The sequence below is a fragment of the Nostoc sp. genome (genome assembly GCF_036917465.1).
Lineage (GTDB): Bacteria > Cyanobacteriota > Cyanobacteriia > Cyanobacteriales > Nostocaceae > Nostoc.
Window position 1 is genome coordinate 115,723 of the sequence record NZ_JBALDL010000086.1, and the last position, 18,522, is coordinate 134,244.

General features: G+C 41.9%; 14 protein-coding genes. 8 read left to right on the forward strand and 6 right to left on the reverse strand.

Translation table 11 applies throughout. The features are described 5' to 3' along the window. Positions 1–23: 23 nt before the first annotated feature. Both V7K38_RS21670 and V7K38_RS21675 read left to right on the forward strand, forming a co-directional pair. The gene (locus tag V7K38_RS21670; RefSeq protein ID WP_334860487.1) at positions 24–1,604 is read left to right on the forward strand and encodes a CHAT domain-containing protein; all 1,581 of its coding nucleotides are present in this window, start codon (positions 24–26) and stop codon (positions 1,602–1,604) included. 152 nt (positions 1,605–1,756) lie between these two features. Continuing rightward, positions 1,757–2,404 carry a hypothetical protein gene (locus tag V7K38_RS21675; protein WP_334860489.1) on the forward strand — a complete coding sequence of 216 codons (648 nt, stop codon included), beginning with the start codon at positions 1,757–1,759 and terminating at the stop codon, positions 2,402–2,404. A gap of 224 nt (positions 2,405–2,628) precedes the next feature. On the opposite strand, the gene V7K38_RS21680 is transcribed toward V7K38_RS21675, so the two are convergent. From V7K38_RS21680 to V7K38_RS21700, 5 genes are all read right to left on the reverse strand, one after another. Continuing rightward, positions 2,629–4,011, reverse strand: a complete 1,383-nt coding sequence (locus V7K38_RS21680; RefSeq protein WP_334860491.1) for a PrsW family glutamic-type intramembrane protease — start codon at positions 4,009–4,011, stop codon at positions 2,629–2,631. Positions 4,012–4,938: 927 nt separating this feature from the next. After that, positions 4,939–5,391, reverse strand: coding sequence for a nitrate reductase associated protein (locus tag V7K38_RS21685; protein WP_334860494.1), 453 nt, complete (start codon positions 5,389–5,391; stop codon positions 4,939–4,941). Positions 5,392–5,610: 219 nt separating this feature from the next. After that, positions 5,611–6,069: a phosphate-starvation-inducible PsiE family protein gene (locus tag V7K38_RS21690; protein WP_334860496.1), complete on the reverse strand. Its 459-nt coding sequence runs from the start codon at positions 6,067–6,069 to the stop codon at positions 5,611–5,613. Positions 6,070–6,362: 293 nt separating this feature from the next. After that, on the reverse strand, positions 6,363–8,582 hold the full coding sequence (locus V7K38_RS21695) for a molybdopterin oxidoreductase family protein (protein WP_334860672.1): 2,220 nt from the start codon (positions 8,580–8,582) through the stop codon (positions 6,363–6,365). A gap of 476 nt (positions 8,583–9,058) precedes the next feature. Further along, the gene (locus V7K38_RS21700; RefSeq protein ID WP_334860498.1) at positions 9,059–10,561 is read right to left on the reverse strand and encodes a NarK family nitrate/nitrite MFS transporter; all 1,503 of its coding nucleotides are present in this window, start codon (positions 10,559–10,561) and stop codon (positions 9,059–9,061) included. Positions 10,562–10,615: 54 nt separating this feature from the next. On the opposite strand from V7K38_RS21700, the gene V7K38_RS21705 reads away from it, so the two are divergent. After that, positions 10,616–10,954: a coiled-coil domain-containing protein gene (locus V7K38_RS21705; RefSeq protein ID WP_334860500.1), complete on the forward strand. Its 339-nt coding sequence runs from the start codon at positions 10,616–10,618 to the stop codon at positions 10,952–10,954. Here the strand turns inward: V7K38_RS21705 and V7K38_RS21710 are convergent. Beyond that, positions 10,944–12,569, reverse strand: coding sequence for a ferredoxin--nitrite reductase (locus V7K38_RS21710; protein ID WP_334860502.1), 1,626 nt, complete (start codon positions 12,567–12,569; stop codon positions 10,944–10,946). The two genes, V7K38_RS21705 and V7K38_RS21710, sit on opposite strands and share 11 nt — an antisense overlap. Positions 12,570–13,180: 611 nt before the next feature. On the opposite strand from V7K38_RS21710, the gene V7K38_RS21715 reads away from it, so the two are divergent. From V7K38_RS21715 to V7K38_RS21735, 5 genes are all read left to right on the forward strand, one after another. Continuing rightward, on the forward strand, positions 13,181–13,594 hold the full coding sequence (locus tag V7K38_RS21715) for a QcrA and Rieske domain-containing protein (RefSeq protein ID WP_334860504.1): 414 nt from the start codon (positions 13,181–13,183) through the stop codon (positions 13,592–13,594). A gap of 39 nt (positions 13,595–13,633) precedes the next feature. Continuing rightward, positions 13,634–14,932, forward strand: coding sequence for a HEAT repeat domain-containing protein (locus tag V7K38_RS21720; protein WP_334860674.1), 1,299 nt, complete (start codon positions 13,634–13,636; stop codon positions 14,930–14,932). A 503-nt stretch (positions 14,933–15,435) separates the two neighbouring features. Further along, positions 15,436–15,939, forward strand: coding sequence for a hypothetical protein (locus V7K38_RS21725; protein ID WP_334860506.1), 504 nt, complete (start codon positions 15,436–15,438; stop codon positions 15,937–15,939). A gap of 948 nt (positions 15,940–16,887) precedes the next feature. Next, a complete protein-coding gene (locus V7K38_RS21730) occupies positions 16,888–17,070 on the forward strand; it encodes a hypothetical protein (RefSeq protein ID WP_334860508.1) in 183 nt (60 codons plus the stop codon). Between the two features lie 691 nt (positions 17,071–17,761). Further along, a complete protein-coding gene (locus V7K38_RS21735) occupies positions 17,762–18,457 on the forward strand; it encodes a pentapeptide repeat-containing protein (RefSeq protein WP_334860510.1) in 696 nt (231 codons plus the stop codon). The last annotated feature ends 65 nt before the right edge of the window (positions 18,458–18,522 follow it).

The following is an 18,522-nucleotide window of genomic DNA, read 5'->3' on the forward strand; positions in this document are numbered from 1 at the left end:
TTAGCTTTTAGTTTTATGAATCCATGCCATCCCTGAATTTGGCGATCGCCCGTCTTCTAAATACTGGCACTGACAACTTCGCCATTTGGGTGGTCAAGGCTCCCTATCCCAGTGGCTACGTTTTGCGTGACTCTGTATGGCCTGTTGAACTCAATCAAGTCTGGCAAGAATGGCAGCAGATGTTTGCTGGCCATGGTCGCCTAGATATTTCCCCAAACTCAACATCTCAAAAGTCGAACCCATTCCCTATAGATTTTATTTCACCCGTTTCAGGTCAGACTACTGGCCCCTACAGCAGTCGTCTGATGCAATACTTGGGAATGAATTTATGGCGCTGGGTATTTGACGGGCAAATTCTCGGTAGTCTAGAACGCAGTCGTGGGATTGCTATGGGTCAGCATACACGTTTACGCTTTCGGCTAGAAATTCGTGACCCGGATCTCATCGCTCTCCCTTGGGAAATTATGCAGCGTGAGCCTGGTCAATCGGCGATGTCTCTCTCCCCAGATTTGCTATTTAGTCGTACCAGCAGCGAAGTAGACCCTTTACCGTATTTGCGAACCGATCAGGCTTTAAGCATCCTGCTAGTTTTAGGTCATGATGAAAAACTGCAACTAGAACAAGAAGCGGCTATCTTGCAGCAAAGTCTTGTAGATACACCTGTGGGTGGTAATTCCCAAAGATATGCACCTTGTATAGTGAATCAACTCATACAACCAACTCCACAGGAGTTGATTCAAGAATTAGAAACCAAAGCATACAACGTTTTCTTTTACGCTGGACATGGTTTGCCAGACCCTGACGGGGGATTACTGTTTTTGCAATCAGACATGCCCCTGAATGGCATAGAATTGGCGCAAGTCCTGACCCGTACAGGTGTAAAACTAGCACTTTTCAACGCCTGTTGGGGCGCACAACCGGCTGCTATCAATCATCAAGCTATACCTGCCAGCAGTTTAGCTGAAGTACTGATTCGTCATGGTGTGCCTGCCGTTTTGGGGATGCGTGATGAAATCGCCGATCGTGAAAGCCACAGTTTTATTCAAGCCTTTACCGAAGCTTTGCGATCGCACAAACCAATAGATGAAGCTGTAGCACTGGCTAGGCAAGAGTTATTAACATTGTATAAATTTAATCAACCTGCTTGGACTTTACCTGTTCTCTACCTGCATCCAGATTTTAATGGTGAGCTGATTAAAAATCTAGATGAAGGTATTACTGAACTACCAGATACAGCCATTCCTGATATAGGTTCCTCGCTTCCCACCGCTTCGTTGCGATCGCTCACTCCAAAAGGTAAAACCTGGCTCTTGCGTAATGGAGTCACTCGCATCGGCCGCACGAAAGATAATGATATTGTTATTCCCGAACCATCTGTATCTAAACGCCACGCCGAAATCTTTTGCCGTAATACTCTGACTGATGCTACATTAATGCGAACTTATTATTTGCAAGATTTTTCTACCTACGGCACAACCTGGTTTTTAGGGCCTAATGGCTGGCAACAAATCCTCCGAGAGGAAGTCCCCTTGAAATCAGGAATGCAGTTAAAGTTTGGAAGCGCTAGAGGCGAAATCTGGGAGTTTACTCTTGAAGACTCTTAGGGGAGCTATTGCATAAATGGATTTTGATTTTGATGTTCAGCATCAGCTTTTAAAATCTATTTTACTTGAGAAAAAATCAACTATTTTTGCGGAAATCTCTTCTAGGAAATTGTAGTTGTCAATACCAGCAAATAATTGTGAGGCAATAAAAAATGGCTAATAAAATTAACGGCTCAGACACTTTATCTTCTTTACCATCTCAAGTAGATTTAGAGTTATTAGAAGCACTATTAGAACCAGACGATGCTACCTATCCCTGGAATCCAGCTGATGAAGAGTCAGAAGCTTATTTTCACGAACTAGAACAACAGTTCGGAATGCAAGATTTACTTGAGGAAGAACTGACGACGCGATCGCAAGATTTTTATGACAATCTAGACACACTTTGGTCTAATATCTCCCTTGCGTCAAGCTATGATCGCAATCCCCAACAGGCACTAGTGCTGAATCTTCAAGAAAAACTACGTAATACTTTTGCCGCCTGTGTCCCCCAAACATTGCTCAACACCATTGCCACCAAAGCTGCTGAGATTTTTGCTGCCCAGCAATCAATTGGTGAGCAATTAGTTGAGTGCGTTCAGACAGTATTACCAACTTGGGGAACTGAGGATCTTTTAGTCTTAGCTCGTCCTTATGCTTACGCTATGCGGAGTAGCGAATCAAAAAATACGGCATCTGCCATCAGTAATCTTAACAATAGCGAGTGGACAGCTTTATCAGAAGTCGAGAAAGCAAAGGTTAGTTTAGCGATCGCTTCTTATGCATTTACTCAACTCAACCAGTCTCAGTCGGAATTATAAACAGGGAATACCTGATAGATGCTGATAGATGGGTAACAGGTGACAGCAAATAAAAAAGAAAAATTATCTTTTTTATTTATTTTAGTTATAGTCACCCCAGAATAAATTTAGGGTACGCTTCTTTTCAAACTATACCATCTATCCCAAGCGATAAATATTCAAGAGTTTTTAGGCATTAGGCATTGGTCAATAATCAATAGTCTTCTTTGCTTCTGCCTCATTTATTATTTTGGGCCTAGAAATCGGGTAGCAAAATTTTGCGATCGCGTTGGTGATAGCGCCCGTGCCTTGAGAATTGCCGCCATCAAAAAGGCGTAAGATAACACCCCAACAACTACTAACAGCAAGGCATTAATAGATCCTGTAGCATTCCACAAAGCATGGAGCGCAGAGGCACTCAGATAACCAATGGAAAGAATTTGCCAACTTCTACTAGGCTTGAGAACAGCCAATCCGATAAAATAGCCCAGGTAGCCACTATAAGCCATGTGTCCAGCTACAGAGCCTAAAATTCGCGGAATTAGCAGTTGTAAACCCGCTAATTGACCAGCAGCACCTGTACCTACCTGTTGCGTTACATTTTGAGTAATATCTGGCACATACTGTCCGAGAGTTTCCAATAGAGTAAAGCCTACAGCAGAAGCCGTTCCCAGGAGAATACCATCTAGAGGTTCCCAGACACCGATCTTTTCCCGCCAAGGTGAAGACAACATTCTACCGATGGCAAACGCTCCTAATACAGGTAATGCCTTGAGTAACTCCTCCATCAACCCAGCACCAAAAAACATCCGTACCAGTAACTCTGTGAAAGTGGTAGATTCCTGGGGTGAGGGTAAGTTTCCAGGAAGGATGCCGCGAAACACGAAAATAAATACATCCAGCAGTGGGCTGAGTAAAATCAACGTTGTACCCAATGCCGAAGCCATTAGCACCCACCAAGGCTTTTCTTTACCGCAAAGTTGGTAAACAAAATAGTAGGCAGCAAAAGCGATGTAAGTTGCGACGATAACTTGATTAGCTTGGGGTTGACCGACTGTAGCAAACATTAACACTACAAAGATTACGGTCAGTATTCCCGGTACGAGGTAAGCTTTGCGAGTTAAATCTTTACCAGTGGAAATAATCGGGAAAAGTTGGGTAAAGCTAACAGAATCTGGCTGCTTTAATTGCGTGTGTCCGTGGTAATTTGTCGCCGAAGGTAATGGTGTAATTTGGTTAACTGTTGTGGCCGGGGTTTGATAAGTAAACTCGTACTCAAAAACGTATTGTGGGCCATCAGCACCTAGAGAAATGCGATCGCCTGGGTGCAATTCCTGACATTCATATAAGCGTTGTCCATTCAAATAAGTACCATTAGCACTATTTAAATCACAAAGCACCCAGCTGAATTTGCTATCTGGGGATAAAGAAAGGGGACGAACCACTGCATGACGACGAGATACCATTCGGTACATCATGGCATCCAAGACAACTTGGCAGCTGGGGTCGCGTCCAATTACCATCTCTTTACTGGGGGGCAGCGAATAGCGAGATTCCGATCCAGAAGCTGTCCCATTACCAGACACTAGCCGCAGAAATGCATTATGTCTTGCGTTTTTGCCTGTCATCGAGTTAGTGTGCGTTTCTAAATTAATTCTTCTTCATATAATTTGGCAGCAGGATTAACCTTAGCCACATTAACAGCAGCATTGCTAAATCCACTATAGCTTCACTTCTTGCTAAGAAATTTAAAATTATAGATGGGAAATTTTAAATTGTTTCACCTAATGTTAATAAGTATTCCATGTACTGAGAGTTTGTCCTAAATGGGCTTGTCACGCAGATGAATCAGACTGTATAGTTTGTCTGCTTTTGACATCCTAGCTGCAAATTTAACCCACGGCAATTTATCTAAAAACAGTAATTTTTACTGCATTTAGTTTCATTTAGAAAATATATAATTTCTGCTGGTCTATTTTATAGGACTTACGCAAAACTATACCCTGTAGGGGCGATTCATTGGAAGTCGGCGGGAAACTCTATCCCCTTGTGAATCTACGGTGTACACACAAGTCTTTGATGAGACGATTTGCAGTAGACCCTAATAAACCTCACCCTGGTTTTATTACGTTAAAATCTGCCCGTCTCTTTAGTAAGGCTACGGTGTACACACAAGTCTAGAAATAGCTGAGGAACACAGGTTTTACCCCACCCTAACCCTCCCCGTATGTATTGGGGAGGGAACCTGATTTCCTGTTTCCCCCCAATATATCGGGGGGATTAAGGGGGGGGTAATACGACTTGTGTGTACACCGTAGCCTTAGTAAGGAGAGGGATGTCCTTTCTTGACAGGGTGAGATTTTCTTTTGTTTTGGGTAATTCGATGACTTGTGTGTACACCGTAGGCCAAACAGGGCATTGGTAACTCTTCCCCATGCCCCATTCCTTATGCCCAAAAACTACACCCACAAGGGGATGGAGTTTTCCATGAATTGCCCTGAGAAGAAAATTAGGGTTTCGGCTATTATTTGCGTAAATCTTAATTTATTATGTAATTAAAGCAGATGAAATTCTGCGATCGCTCTCTTAAAGTTTTTGCTTTCATGTCCTGGGCGGCTGAGTTTAATCAAGGCAAAACGCTGTAAGGGCGTTAAAGCTGCCCAATGTTGCTGTGTCAGGGTTACACTTATTTCTTCAGCTTTTTCCTGGATGCTGGCTGGTACAGTCTTAGAGTCTAGCCATGCAGGATGTGGCTCAATGGGCAATTTTGTGGCTGGTATACCCGTGCGTTGTAGAATTAATTGTTGGATATGTTCGCGGTAAGACTGAATTTCTGTTTCTGTAGTGCAGGGTAACTCGACTAAAGCTTGACGCTCGGCTGTAGTCATTTGATTCCAATCAGACAATTTTAGCTTGATACCACAGGTATCTAAATTGCATCGCACTTGCATGGGGATACAACGCAGGGAATCAACAAAGTCTGCTTCAAATTGAAAGAAATCTGTCATAATCAAGTATTCAAAATTCAATTATTCAAAATTAGAGATTTTTAACCAGCGATAATTTTTTATATTTAAGTTACAGAGAATAAGTAATTAAAACGATATTTGTCAAAAATGCAGTTTCGGCTGCTCTTATGTACCAAGTATAGTATATTCTCTGCGGAGAGATCAGACTAAACTATATCTTTCTAAACATTAATGCCTGACAATAATCAAGCTCTATTTTTAACGGTTATTTTTGTCATTACTGAGACGGATTATTAAATAACTAATTGAAAGAGCGAGAATAGCAATTCCTAAACCAATTATATCAATACCTGAGACTTTTTCTAAGTCAAGAATAATAATTTTTCTAGCAACAGCAATTAAGGAAGTAACGATAACTAATTCAACCTGAAAAACGTGTTTTCGCAAATAAGCTGTGATATTTTCTAAGATTTCTAAGGCAATTAAAATATTCAAAAACAAGCCAAAAATTTTATATAATGTTGTGTTAAACTTAGCATAAGGGGCTGTCAACAACTCTTTAAAAATAAAAAGTGCTAAGTCTCCAATTGCCACCAAAATTACAACTACCATAAAAATAGATAGAACTTTAGAAACTAGCACCTCTACGTTTTCGATGATGTGCATGAAGTTCTCATCTTTAGTAGCTCCTAGAATTGCTCTCAGTAACTTTTTCATGTGTTGCACCCAATTAAAAAATAAAATCCCATAGATAAATCCAAAGGATTAAAAAAAGATACTTGGCCGATGCTTTGTCAGTTCTCTATCTGTTCTTTATTCTTTATCCATAGATAAAATTGCCTTTAGTTGAATATCTTAATTAATAGATATTTAACCTCTTTGAAGATAGTAATTGGTAATAGTCAAAATTAGAGAGTCATAAAAAACAATAATCACTATTGACTATTGATTATTGACAAAATTACTTATTGGTGATTATAAATTAGAAGTTTAGAGATATGCTTTGCAGCTTACCATTGGGAAGACTGGAGTTGATAATTTTTGACTGTAACTTCTACAGAAATTGGAATCAACTGCACTGCACAGGCTTTTAATTCTGGTTGTAGCGAATCGGGACAACATTCTGGATGGGTGAGGGCGTTAGCTTCGGCATTATCTGCCCAAAGTGAACCCCAGTGCATGGGGACAAAAACTGTACCAGGTGCGATCGCTTTTGTAACTTTAGCAGGAAATTGAGCTTTACCCCGACGCGATCGCACTTCCACACCCTGATTATCTACAATGCCTAATTTAGCAGCATCACGGGGATGAATTTCGATAAATGGTTGGGGATGCATTTTGCAAATTTTCTCAATGCGTCCGGTGCGGGTTTGGGTGTGCCAATGTCCGTAAAGTCGCCCATTAGTTAGCACAAAAGGATAATCGGGGTCTGGTGGTTCTGCCAATCCCTTTGAGTAATATGCCCCAAATTGGGCGCGTCCATCAGGGGTATGAAAGCGTAAATCAGTGTAGAGCCGTTTCCCAGAGGTTTCTCCCCCTGCTTCCCCTGCTTCCCCTGCTCCTCTGCTCCCCCTGCTCTGTTCTGGGTAAGGCCATTGAGTCGGGGCTTGCGTCAATTGCTGATGACTGATACCCGTCATATCGCAGGGGCGATTTTGAGTTAATTGGACGAATTCAGCATAAACTTCAGCCGAGTTAGCAAAGGCAAATTCTTTCTCAAAACCTAATCTCCGTCCAACTTCAGCGAAAATTTCCCAATCGGCTTTAGCTTCTCTTGGGGGTTGGCGAAATGCTTGACACAGAGTTACCACCCGTTCGGAATTTGTCATCACACCAGTTTTTTCACCCCATTGGGCTGCGGGTAGGAGAACATGAGCGTAGGCGGAGGTTTCTGTGGGATAATAAGCGTCTTGGTAAATAGTGAAAGGCGATCGCAGCAATGCCTTTTTCGTTCGCTCCAAATCTGGCATACTTACGGCTGGATTAGTCGCCGCAATCCACAGTAACCCGACAGCATCATTTTCTAAGCTAGTAATCATTTCCCAAACACTCAAACCGGGATTGGGTGAAATCTGTCCTGGCTTAAGCCGCCAAAACTCCTCAACTTCTGCGCGGTGCTGAGGATTTTTCACCGACCGATAACCCGGTAATAAATTCGCCAAACCCCCGGCTTCCCTTCCTCCCATTGCGTTTGGTTGACCAGTGAGAGAAAAAGGGCCAGCCCCAGGTTTGCCAATCTGTCCAGTCATCAGGTGCAGGTTGATGATAGTTCTTACCTTGGCTGTCCCTTCTGACGATTGATTCACACCCATCGACCACAAAGACAGTACTCGCTCTGATTTACCCCAATAGTGTGCTGCTGTTTCTAAATCTTCAATGCTGATTCCACATTGACGAGCTACCACTTCCGGGGGATAGTGGCGAATTACTTCAGCATAAGCGGGAAAGTTGCTGGTGCAGTCGTCCATGAACATGGTATCGATGTAGTTCCAGCGCATCAATAAGTGGGCGATGCCGTTTAACAAATCGATATCTGTACCCGGACGAATGGCTAAATGTAAATCAGCCGCTTCTGCGGTTGGTGTGCGTCGGGGGTCTACCACAATCATTTTGACCTTGCGGTTCTTTTTGTGATACTTTTCCAGCCGATTAAAAACGATGGGGTGACATTCGGCTGTATTAGTGCCAATTAAAAATGCACAGTCAGTTAATTCTAGGTCTTCGTAACAACAGGGTGGGCCATCTGCGCCAAAGCTTTGAATGTAGCCAGCCACAGCACTAGACATACATAAACGGGAGTTAGCATCAAAATTATTAGTACCCAAACAGCCTTTCATGAGTTTCTGGGCTATGTAGTAGTCCTCAGTTTGAAACTGACCGGAACCATACATACATAAGGCTTGTGACCCTTGGGTGAAGCGGACAGTTTGAATGCGTTGCGTGATCAGATTAAAAGCTTCATCCCAACTAACACGCCGAAACTCTTGATCTAAAGAGTCTCGCACCATTGGGTAATGTAATCTATTTTTATCTAAAGATTCTGCGATCGTTGCACCTTTTACACAAACCATTCCTTGACTCGATGGATGGGTTTTATCGCCGCGCACCCGCCAAGTCGGATTTCCTTCGCTATCTCGATTAGTTGCTTTGCCAAGTTGGGCTGGGGGTGAAACTTCTAGTCCACAGCCAACACCGCAGTAAGGACAAAGGGTTTTGGTAAATTCAGTCATGGCAGTTGTACTATTTTGTTGTTTGGATTGTGCAACCTTAGAGGATGTTTGAAAAGTTCTCTTATCGGTATCAAAAGTTTTAGATCCCCCTAAATCCACGCCACATGCTCCACTTGGGGAGACCCCAAGACCGCAGTGGCTCCCCTTAAAAAGGGGGACTTTGACTCCGGTTCCCCCCTTTTTAAGGGGGGTTAGGGGGGATCAACAAGTTCCTAAAATCACAGCCCAAGACTTTTCAAACAACCTCTAAGATGTAGGGACAGTTTGATAAATTTGTGTGTTACGCAAAAGTTGCTGAAAAGCTTAATTTAACGAACCGCAGAGACGCAGAGAAGCCAGTGCGTTGCGGGGGTTCCCCCTGTTGTAGCAACTGGCGCAGCGCAGAGAGAATAAAAGAGATTTTGATGAATTAGGATTGCTATAGAAGGATGAAGTCTAATTTAAATCTGATTTTCAATACTTCATCCTTCTGCTGATTATTCTTCGGTTAATAAGATAGAGTTTTGAGTTGCGGTTTCTGGTGATTCACCTTCATAAGCTGCGGCAAAGGAACCTTTTGGTTCTTTGAGGAAGAAGGCGCACATGAAAGCACAGATTAGTGCAGCTATACCCATTGTGCTAAATAGTGTGGGAGCGTCGGTTAAGCTAAAAATTGTTAGGTAAACTACGCCGCCAAAATTACCGTAAGCTCCCACGTTACCGGCAATTTGTCCAGTGGCTTCTTTTTTAATCATGGGTACGATGCTGTAGGTTGCACCGCAGCCAGCTTGGGCAAAGTAAGCGGCAAACATTGTAACTGCGATCGCTACTGGAATCGGCCAGCTACTATTAATAAAATGTGCCATCAAATAACTAACGCCGATACCAACGCTAATAATTGTCATTGTCCACTTCCGCGAACCAAATTTATCAGAAATTAACCCACCACTAGGACGAGAAACCAAATTTAAGAAGGGATAGGTGGCGGCAATCATTCCAGCGAGAACATGCTCTAAACCAAAGGTTTTCTCAAAAAATGCCGGGAGCATAGAAACGGCTGCGAGTTCGCTGCCAAAGCTCGTCATATAAGTAAATTCGAGTAAAGCTACTTGACCAAATTGAAAGCGTTCAGATGCAGGGTAAGTTTTATTGCCAATGAGAAGTTCTCGGTTTACTTCCCAAGCTTTATAACTTTGATAAGCAAATAATCCTGCTAATAGCACCCAAGTCAAATACATTTGACTCAAAGTTAGGAAATGAATGTTCTTTTGTTCTAAGCGCCAAGCTAATAAACCCAAGGCGAAAATCAAACCTAAATTCGAGATTATCATTGCCCAAAAGCTTTTGATGCTCGTCACTTCTAGGGAACCATTCTTTTTAGGTCTATTGTAGACTTTGCCTGTGGGCGTATCTTGGACGGTGTTGTAATAAATTACGCCGTAGATAGCTGCAATGATACCTGTGAGTGCGATCGCAAATCGCCAGTTAGAAGCACCACCAGCTAAAAAACTTGTAGAAACTGCAAGCATTGGTAAGGCAAATTCTGCACCAAAAGCCCCAAAGTTACCCCAACCGCCATAAATGCCTTGGGTAACGCCCATCTCCTTGGGCTGAAACCATTCTGCCACCATACGGATACCGACAACAAACCCAGATCCGACAATTCCCATCAGCAAACGACTGATGACTAATTGATTAAAGTCTTGCGCTAAGGCTGTTGCTAAACAAGGAACTACTGCAAACATCAGCAGCATTGAGTAGGTGATTCTGGGGCCAAAACGATCCAGAAGCATCCCAATGATTAACCGGGCGGGAATTGTGAGGGCAAGGTTACAAATGCCCAAAGTTTTGATTTGCTCAGGCGCTAAATGTAATTCTTTGCCAATGGTTGTAGCGAAGGGGGCAAAGTTAAACCAACAAACAAAGGTGAGAAAGAAAGCAAACCAAGTCTGGTGTAAAATGCGGTAGCGATCGCTAAATGAAAATAAATTTTTAAGCATTCTAATCTTTCTAATTGAATAAAACACTGAGAAGAAATAGCAAAAATTGAGCCTTTGAACTCGGAAGTTGCACCTTTGAACTCGGAAGTTGCACCTTTGAACTCGGAAGTTGCACCTTTGAACTCGGAAGTTGAGCCTTTGAACTCGGAAATTGAGCCTTTGAACTCGGAAGTTGAGCCTTTGAACTCGGAAGTTGAGCCTTTGAACTCGGAGGTTGAGCCTCTGAACTCGGAAGTTGAGCCTCTGAACTCGGAAGTTAAGCCTCTGAACTCGGAAGTTAAGCCTCTGAACTCGGAAGTTGAGCCTTTAAGGTTAAAGTATGAATTTTGCTACCCCATGCCCAATGCCCCATGCCCAATGCCCAATGCCCCAAATCAAACAATCAATTACTAAATAGGACTTCCTGTTTGAGTTTTGCCCCAAAGTTTTTGATTAGTAAGTCTTGTAATACTGGCTGTAAATCTTCGCAGGGTATGCCTTTGGTGACACAAGTTCCTAAATGAGCGTCTTTACCGACTTTGCCACCCATATATATGTCAACACCTTCGAGAGTTTTGCCATTTTTGCGGGTTTTGGTTCCCATCAAGCCGATATCTGCAACTTGGGGCTGGCCGCAAGAGTTGGGGCAACCCGTCCAGTGAATTCGGACTGGATTGGTGAAGGTTAACTCTTCTTCTAAGGCTTTAATCATTGCCAGGGCGCGGTTTTTGGTTTCGATGAGGGCAAAGTTGCAAAATTGTGCGCCTGTGCAAGATACTAGCGATCGCGTCAGTAAACCAGGATTAATCAAAAATCTTTCTAGTAACGGTTCTGTTAAAAATGTTGCTAACCGCAAGTCAGAAATGTTAGGAATAACAATGTTTTGCTCAACGGTAAAGCGAATCTCACCACTACCGTAAACTTCCGCTAAACGAGCAATTTCAAACATATCTTCGGCATACAATCGCCCGACGGGAATATTTAAACCTACATAATTTAATCCCGCTTGCTTTTGTTTATATACTCCGATATGATCGCGTTTTTCCCAGTCGATCTCGTCTTTTGCGGCTGCGGATAATAATGATGTACCCAAACGGCTTTCTACTTCGGCTCGAAACTTTTCTAAACCCCATTCATCAATTAGCCACATCAAGCGGGACTTTTGCCGATTAGCACGCAGTCCATGATCACGAAAGACTTCCAAAACCGCTCTACATACAGCTACCACATCTTCGGGAAGTACCCAAGCATTGAGAGGAATCGCCGCCTCACAACGTTTAGCTGAGAAAAAGCCACCCACGAGGAGATTAAAGCCGAAGACTTTTTGGGGAGTAGGGAGTAGGGAGTAGGGAGTAGAGGATTCTTCACTACTCCCCACTCCCCATTCCCCACTCCCTTCCTTAAATGCTGGAACAAAAGCTAAATCATTAATTTCAGCATGAACTGAATTGTCTCTTCCACCTGCGATCGCAATGTTAAATTTCCGTGGTAAGTTGCTAAACTCTGGGTTTCCCTCACCTTTGTTGGTGAGCATATCTTGAATTTGCTGTACTAACTCTCGTGTGTCGTACAACTCATCTGCATCCAACCCCGCCACCGGATCGCCTGTGATATTGCGAACGTTATCCATCCCTGATTGGATAGTGGTTAAACCAACTGCGTGAAATCTATTAAAGATATCTGGTAAATCTTCAATTCTGATTCCCCGTAATTGGATATTCTGTCTCGTAGTAATATCAGCGCACCCATCATCACCGTAACGCTGTACCACTTGGGCTAAAACACCCATCTGTCTGCTGGTAAGAATACCGTTAGGCATCCGTAACCGCATCATAAACTTCCCTGGGGTAACTGGGCGAAAAAACACGCCTACCCACTTGAGCCGATGATCGCGATCGGTTTCGTCCATTGCTTCCCAGCCCAAGGCGGCAAATTTCTCTATCTCATCCCTAATGGCGAGTCCATCTTTTTGCGCCTTGAGTTTCTCGAATTTATTGAGGCTGGTAGTGTTAGTTGTTGTGTCTGTCATGAGGCTGACTCTCGTGAGAATTTGTAATGGTAATTGGCCAATATCAATCAACCCGTAGTTCCATTAGGTGGTGTATCTACGAGCGTTGGGAAATAAAAACTTAATATTTGATTACGGCTGATTATTTTTACTCAAAAGCATTCCAGCTTAATTAAGGGAAATTTGTAGTCATATACATCTCAATACTTCTCGGTTAGCGCAATTAGTCGTTGGAGATCCCCCCAACCCCCCTTCAAAAGGGGGGCTTTTAACCCTCTTTTACCCCCTTTTTAAGGGGGTCGCCGTAGGCGGGGGGATCTGAATCTAGGACGACTCAACCCTTATCCGAGAAGTATTGATATACATCTTGGAAATTTGTCAAGCAAGTTTAGATAATGTTCATGTAACAATTTCGATACCCATAATCTAAGATGATATTTCTGTTAAAATCGTATAAAATGTTACGATTCTTTGGTAAAGTTGCTGAAAATGGATATGTAATATGCATTTTTTGCATCAAGGTTGGCTAAAAAGCCACTTAAAGCCCTTGACTAAGAGTGTTTAAGACGATAGGAGCGGTTTTGAATTGCCATTATTAATGAATCTAAAATCCCAAATTGGGTGTAGCACTTATGAAACGTCGTGATTTTATTAATTGGGTAGGTTTGGGTTTGATAGCGAGTTCTCTACCTGTAGCGATCGCAGCTTGTTCTTCTCAAACACCTTCTGCATCTGGAGATTGGCAAACAGTAGGCACTTCGGCAGATTTAGATAAAACTGGTCAATTGCTGGCTAAAAACTCACCTGCTGGGACTGTGTTGGTAGTCGGCACATCTAAATCGCCAAATCTGACAGCTGTTAACCCTACCTGTACTCACGCAGGTTGTACCGTAGTATGGAAAGCTGACGCAAAAAAATTCGCTTGTCCCTGTCATGGTTCAGAATATGGGGCTGATGGTAAAGTGCTAAAAGGCCCTGCTCCAAGTCCACTTAAAACTTACGCCGCTAAAATTGAGGGGAATTCAGTTGTAGTCAAGCCAGTTTAAGTAATTCGTAATTACGAATTGTTAAAATTAAAAAAGGGTATTGTGAGTAATATCAAGCAGCTTTTGGTGCAAGCCCAGACAGCATATAATGCAGCTGATTGGTCATCAGTGATTCAATATTTACAGCAATTAATTTTAGGCGCAGACTCGAAACATCCAGAGATAATTAAAAATCGAGAATATCTCCTGAAATTAACACTTTCAATTTTAGAGATGGGAGATTTTCAGCAACGCTGGGAAATCACCAAGGTGTTGACTAATTTGGGAAATATTGCCATACCACCACTCATTGACATCTTAGAAGATGAAGATGCAGAAGAAGAATTACGTTGGTATGCAGCGCGAACTTTGGGCGAATTTCAACAGCCAGAAGCGATCGCACCTTTGGTTGAATTGTTGAAAACGGATGAGGATGAAGAACTTAAAGCGATCGCAGCCACAGTACTAGGACAAATGGGTACTGTTGCGATCGCTACCCTCTCCGAACTTCTATTAAATGAAGATACACGACTTTTGGCAGTGCGATCGCTTTCCTGTATTCCCCAAACCGAAACAATCACACCACTGTTGAGTGTAGTACAAGATTCACAAGCAACAATCCGCACTGCTGCAATTGAAGCCCTTAGCAGTTTTCATGACGAACGTGTACCACCAATCTTGTTAAACGCTTTGGATGATATTTCTGCTCCCGTTAGGCGCGCAGCAGTGCTTGGTTTAGGTTTTCGCCCCGATTTGCGCGAAGCCTTAGATTTGGTGACGAGATTGCAACCCAAGCTTTACGACTTTAATCTTGATGTTTGTTGTGCAGCCGCAGTTTCTCTTTCTCGGATGGGTTGTGATGACGCTGCAAAACATTTATTTGATTTGTTGATTTCACCCCAGACACCGATAAAGTTGCAATTAGAAACTATCCGCGCTTTAAGTTGGATTGAAACACCATCCAGTTTGGAATATTTGCAAACGGCATTTAATCAAAGCACTTCAGAGACACTTTGGCAAGAAATTGTTACAGTTTTGGGGCGAGTGCAAAAGCCGCAAACTACGCGAACCACAGAAATATTATTGCAAATACTGCGATCGCAACATCCAGCCACAGAGATTGTCAATATCAAAAGTGCGATCGCTCTATCTTTAGGGCAGTTAGGCGAAATCCAAGCTATTGAACCATTGATTTCACTCCTAGCTGATTTTAATACATCGGTGAGACTACACGCGATCGCTGCCCTCAAAAATTTGGATGGGGAAGCCGCATATCAAAAATTGCAGCAATTAGCCAATAATGCTGCACTCACACCAGATTTACAACAAGGAATAGCGATCGCTTTGGCTGAGTGGTAAATTCTCTTCAAAGTTTTCTTTCACTTCCCAATGTTTGTTGTTAAAGTGGGTACTTATTGGTTTTTTTACTTTACATTAAAGAATAATTACTTAACCAATGGTAGATGCCAAAATCTATGAAAATACAGTCTAATTAAATTGCTAATTCTTTAACTGCTGCCTTTTGCTTGCATTATCTTTTGCTTATACCAATTCTGTATGAAGATGCACATAATAAGTCCCCCCTTCACAAGGGGGAACGGCGTAGCCGGGGGGGTAAATATATGCAGCTTCGCAAAGAAATGGTATTACATGATTTTGATGCTATCTTTACATTATCCCTTAATTGTAAGTGTGGGATAATACACAATATACTCCTTCCTTAGACAATGCCTATTATTATGCTTAGTATTAGATAAAAATCTCATCCAAATTACCCGCCTAACACTTCTGAATAAAAAATCATAGAGTAGAATGACTGAATATTGGTCAAATATTTTGTAAATTCAAAGTAGGATTTTTTAATGATCGGCTTAAGTAATTCGGAAAACAGTACAGCTAGCAGCACAGCAGCTACTAAGAGGCTGGCAAGGGCGATGATGGTTTCTGGTGGTGAATTCTCGCTGATATTAGCTTGTTGTAACTGTGTTCAAAAACAGCAGCAAGTGCTGAATGTGTTAATAGAGTTTTCATCAGCTGACATTCACGAAATCCTGCTCTCACCTGTGACAGAGACATTGTACACAGCTATTAAAACTGGGATTGGTGCTACTCAACCCGAAGCTTTGATGATACGGGGTTTAGAATCTGTAGTTGAAATTAACCAACTAATCATTAGTACCAACATCATGCGAAATGAGTTTCGGGAACAGTTCCGGTTCCCGTTGGTGTTATGGGTAAATGATGAAATTCTACGCAAGCTGGTCTGGCTAGCACCAGATTTCAAAGATTGGGCAGCTAGTACCATTAGATTGGATTTACCTCAGAATCAGTTTGTTGAAGTTGAACAACAAGCCATCAGCGCTTAATTAATATTGCCTGATATTACTTGCAAAAATATATACAAGCTAATGGCTTTTTCGTCAATACCTTTTGCACGTCACAGATTATTGATAAAGTTAAAAAAGTAAAACTAATGCGCCACAAAGGTTTCAGCGATAGCTTTGTGAAAAGATGGATAAAGTCGAGCTTAGATGTTGTTTTAAAAGCATTTTACTGTAACTTTAGACACTTTTAGATTCCCATACCATCTTTAAAAAGCAGGGCTGTTTCATTGCACAAGAATAATGAGTAAGTGCAGATTAATTAGCCATCTAGCAGTTAATATTAGGTATCCGTACCATCGTTATACTAGAGAATTGGTATAAGTGCATTGAGCGTGCTACTCTCCCTACTTGCTAACGTTACGCTCATTGCAATTAAGGTTCAGCATAATGCTATCAATAGTGACACTTTTATTCACCTCATTAGTCTCGATTTCTGTTTGATATGCTTAATATTTCCAATTAATTCATTATTTGATGATATCGTGGCACGCTGAGAAATTAAGAATATACATATTTTTTGGCTAGTTGCTCTTTCACCCTTGTTTGGGCTATTAGTATATCTATGCTTACGTCCGTCATTACCAGAAAATTTTGGAAAAGAGCCTGACGCTAAGAGCATGTTTGAAAAGTATTATTGCTAACATCTAAGCCTCAGAAACCTAACCCCCCTAGCCCCCTTCCCTACAAGTAAATGGGGGTTTCAAAGCCTCTCTCCGAGACGGAGAGAGGAATGGAAGTGGGGTCTTTAGTATACTTTGCGACTTTTCAAACATCCTCTAAAGTGAATTCAATTCCTAAAGGTTTTAGTAATGTTCGTTAAGCACGTAAAATTTAGGTCGGTTATTACCCACATGAGTCTGATTGTTATTAGTCAGAATGTAATGGTGCAATATATTGCACTCTTACAAAAGCTAAAGACAGAGGTAAACTATGTTTCCTTTTTGGGGTAATCCTTGTTATGGAAGCGAACCTATTTCGCACAAAAGTAGCTTAGAGCGGAAATTAAAATTCTTAATTTGGATACGAGATGATTTAGAGTCAAAACTTGCTGGCATTAATGCTTCTATTGATACCATTCGCAAGCAAATCGAACGCTCAGACTCAGCTGTTTAGAACTTAGTTCTTGGAGACATTTGTACTTCAGGCAATTAGAACTCTTTTGTGACTGGGCGCTGTAAATGGGTAGAATCTGGGTTGTAAGTCTTTGTACAGCGCTCGATCACAAAGGAGCGCACAAAAGAAAAAGAGATAATCTTGAAAAACGAACCCCAGTTTTTGGTGCTGGTAAAACTAACTCCGAACCAATAACTCAAGGCAAAGATGGAATACAGAGGTTCCCATTCAGATGTGGTACGAAATTGATTATATTGCTAAGTCTAGGGAAACGGCACTACTAGCCTGTCAAGTTTAAATTGATGGGTAAGAAAGTTCGTAGTGAGTTAGCTCTAGCTTCTCCCAAAGGGAGAGGCTAGCGCCAAGGGGGTTTCCCCCATGAGCCACTAACTTTCCCGTTGGGTAGGGACTTCAGTCCTTATTTTCTAAGCACGCTTTGTGCTTACAGCGCTTCCGGCTATTATGCAATACAGTTTTCCTCTTGCCCCTCTTCTATCATAGCTTTCAGCTTTGAGAATGTACCTCATAGCTGCCGTAAGTGCTGTACTACAAACTTTTCATTACTAGCTTGACAGACTACTACTGTGCTTACAGGTGTATCTCACGTAAACGAGAATCGCTACAAGTAGAGTTGATTAATATCTGAAAGTTAGAGCCGTAATCGTTACTTAACGCGCCAAAACTTATAAAAATGAAAAATATTATCTCGATTGGTTGGAATAGTTGGTTAAAACAGCACAAAGAATCTGTTTTACTATTTGACTCAATTGCTGCTGCTAGTGAGCTTGCCCTTATGCTTAACGGTCACTGGGATGGCTGTAATGGTGTGATCCTTGCTAAGTGTGATGAGGTAGCTGTTGACACTGCTGCCAAACTATTAGAAGCCAGATGGTGTTATCAAGGCGCTGAAAAAGCTGTTCTAAAGAGAGTAACAACTGATGAAATTTTACGCCGTTATGCAATAGGAGAAAGATATTTTATTAATGCTAACTTGAGATGTGCAGTACTCGCTTCAGTAAAGCTGAGTGAAATTAACCTAAGTTATGCTTCGTTGAGTTGGGCAGACCTAAGTCAAGCCAATCTAAGTAAAGCTGATTTAACAGCAGCAGACTTAAGCCAAGCTAATTTAAGTGGAGCCGATTTGAGTAAAGCATACCTAATGAGGACAAATTTAACCAAATCAGACCTGCAACAAGCCTCGCTGAAGGAGGCTAACCTAAGTAGGGCTAACTTAAGTGAAGTTAACCTCACTAATGCAGATTTAACAGGAGCTAATCTATCATTTGCAGACCTAAGAGGGGCAAATTTTAACTTTTGCAATTTGAGTGGAGTTAACCTAACAGGTGCTAAGTTAATTGAAAGTGACTTAGCTTTTGCTCTCCAATGATATTGGCTGGAGACGGTTGCAGATGTTGTTTTAAGCTTATAGAGCGAAGACGTTAAAAAGGGAGA

Coding starts and splice junctions, on each gene's coding strand:
- V7K38_RS21670 (WP_334860487.1), top strand. CDS start 24: ATGCCATCCCTGAATTTGGCGATCGCCCGTCTTCTAAATACTGGCACT.
- V7K38_RS21675 (WP_334860489.1), top strand. CDS start 1,757: ATGGCTAATAAAATTAACGGCTCAGACACTTTATCTTCTTTACCATCT.
- V7K38_RS21680 (WP_334860491.1), bottom strand. CDS start 4,011: ATGACAGGCAAAAACGCAAGACATAATGCATTTCTGCGGCTAGTGTCT.
- V7K38_RS21685 (WP_334860494.1), bottom strand. CDS start 5,391: ATGACAGATTTCTTTCAATTTGAAGCAGACTTTGTTGATTCCCTGCGT.
- V7K38_RS21690 (WP_334860496.1), bottom strand. CDS start 6,069: ATGAAAAAGTTACTGAGAGCAATTCTAGGAGCTACTAAAGATGAGAAC.
- V7K38_RS21695 (WP_334860672.1), bottom strand. CDS start 8,582: ATGACTGAATTTACCAAAACCCTTTGTCCTTACTGCGGTGTTGGCTGT.
- V7K38_RS21700 (WP_334860498.1), bottom strand. CDS start 10,561: ATGCTTAAAAATTTATTTTCATTTAGCGATCGCTACCGCATTTTACAC.
- V7K38_RS21710 (WP_334860502.1), bottom strand. CDS start 12,569: ATGACAGACACAACAACTAACACTACCAGCCTCAATAAATTCGAGAAA.
- V7K38_RS21715 (WP_334860504.1), top strand. CDS start 13,181: ATGAAACGTCGTGATTTTATTAATTGGGTAGGTTTGGGTTTGATAGCG.
- V7K38_RS21725 (WP_334860506.1), top strand. CDS start 15,436: ATGATCGGCTTAAGTAATTCGGAAAACAGTACAGCTAGCAGCACAGCA.
- V7K38_RS21730 (WP_334860508.1), top strand. CDS start 16,888: ATGTTTCCTTTTTGGGGTAATCCTTGTTATGGAAGCGAACCTATTTCG.
- V7K38_RS21735 (WP_334860510.1), top strand. CDS start 17,762: ATGAAAAATATTATCTCGATTGGTTGGAATAGTTGGTTAAAACAGCAC.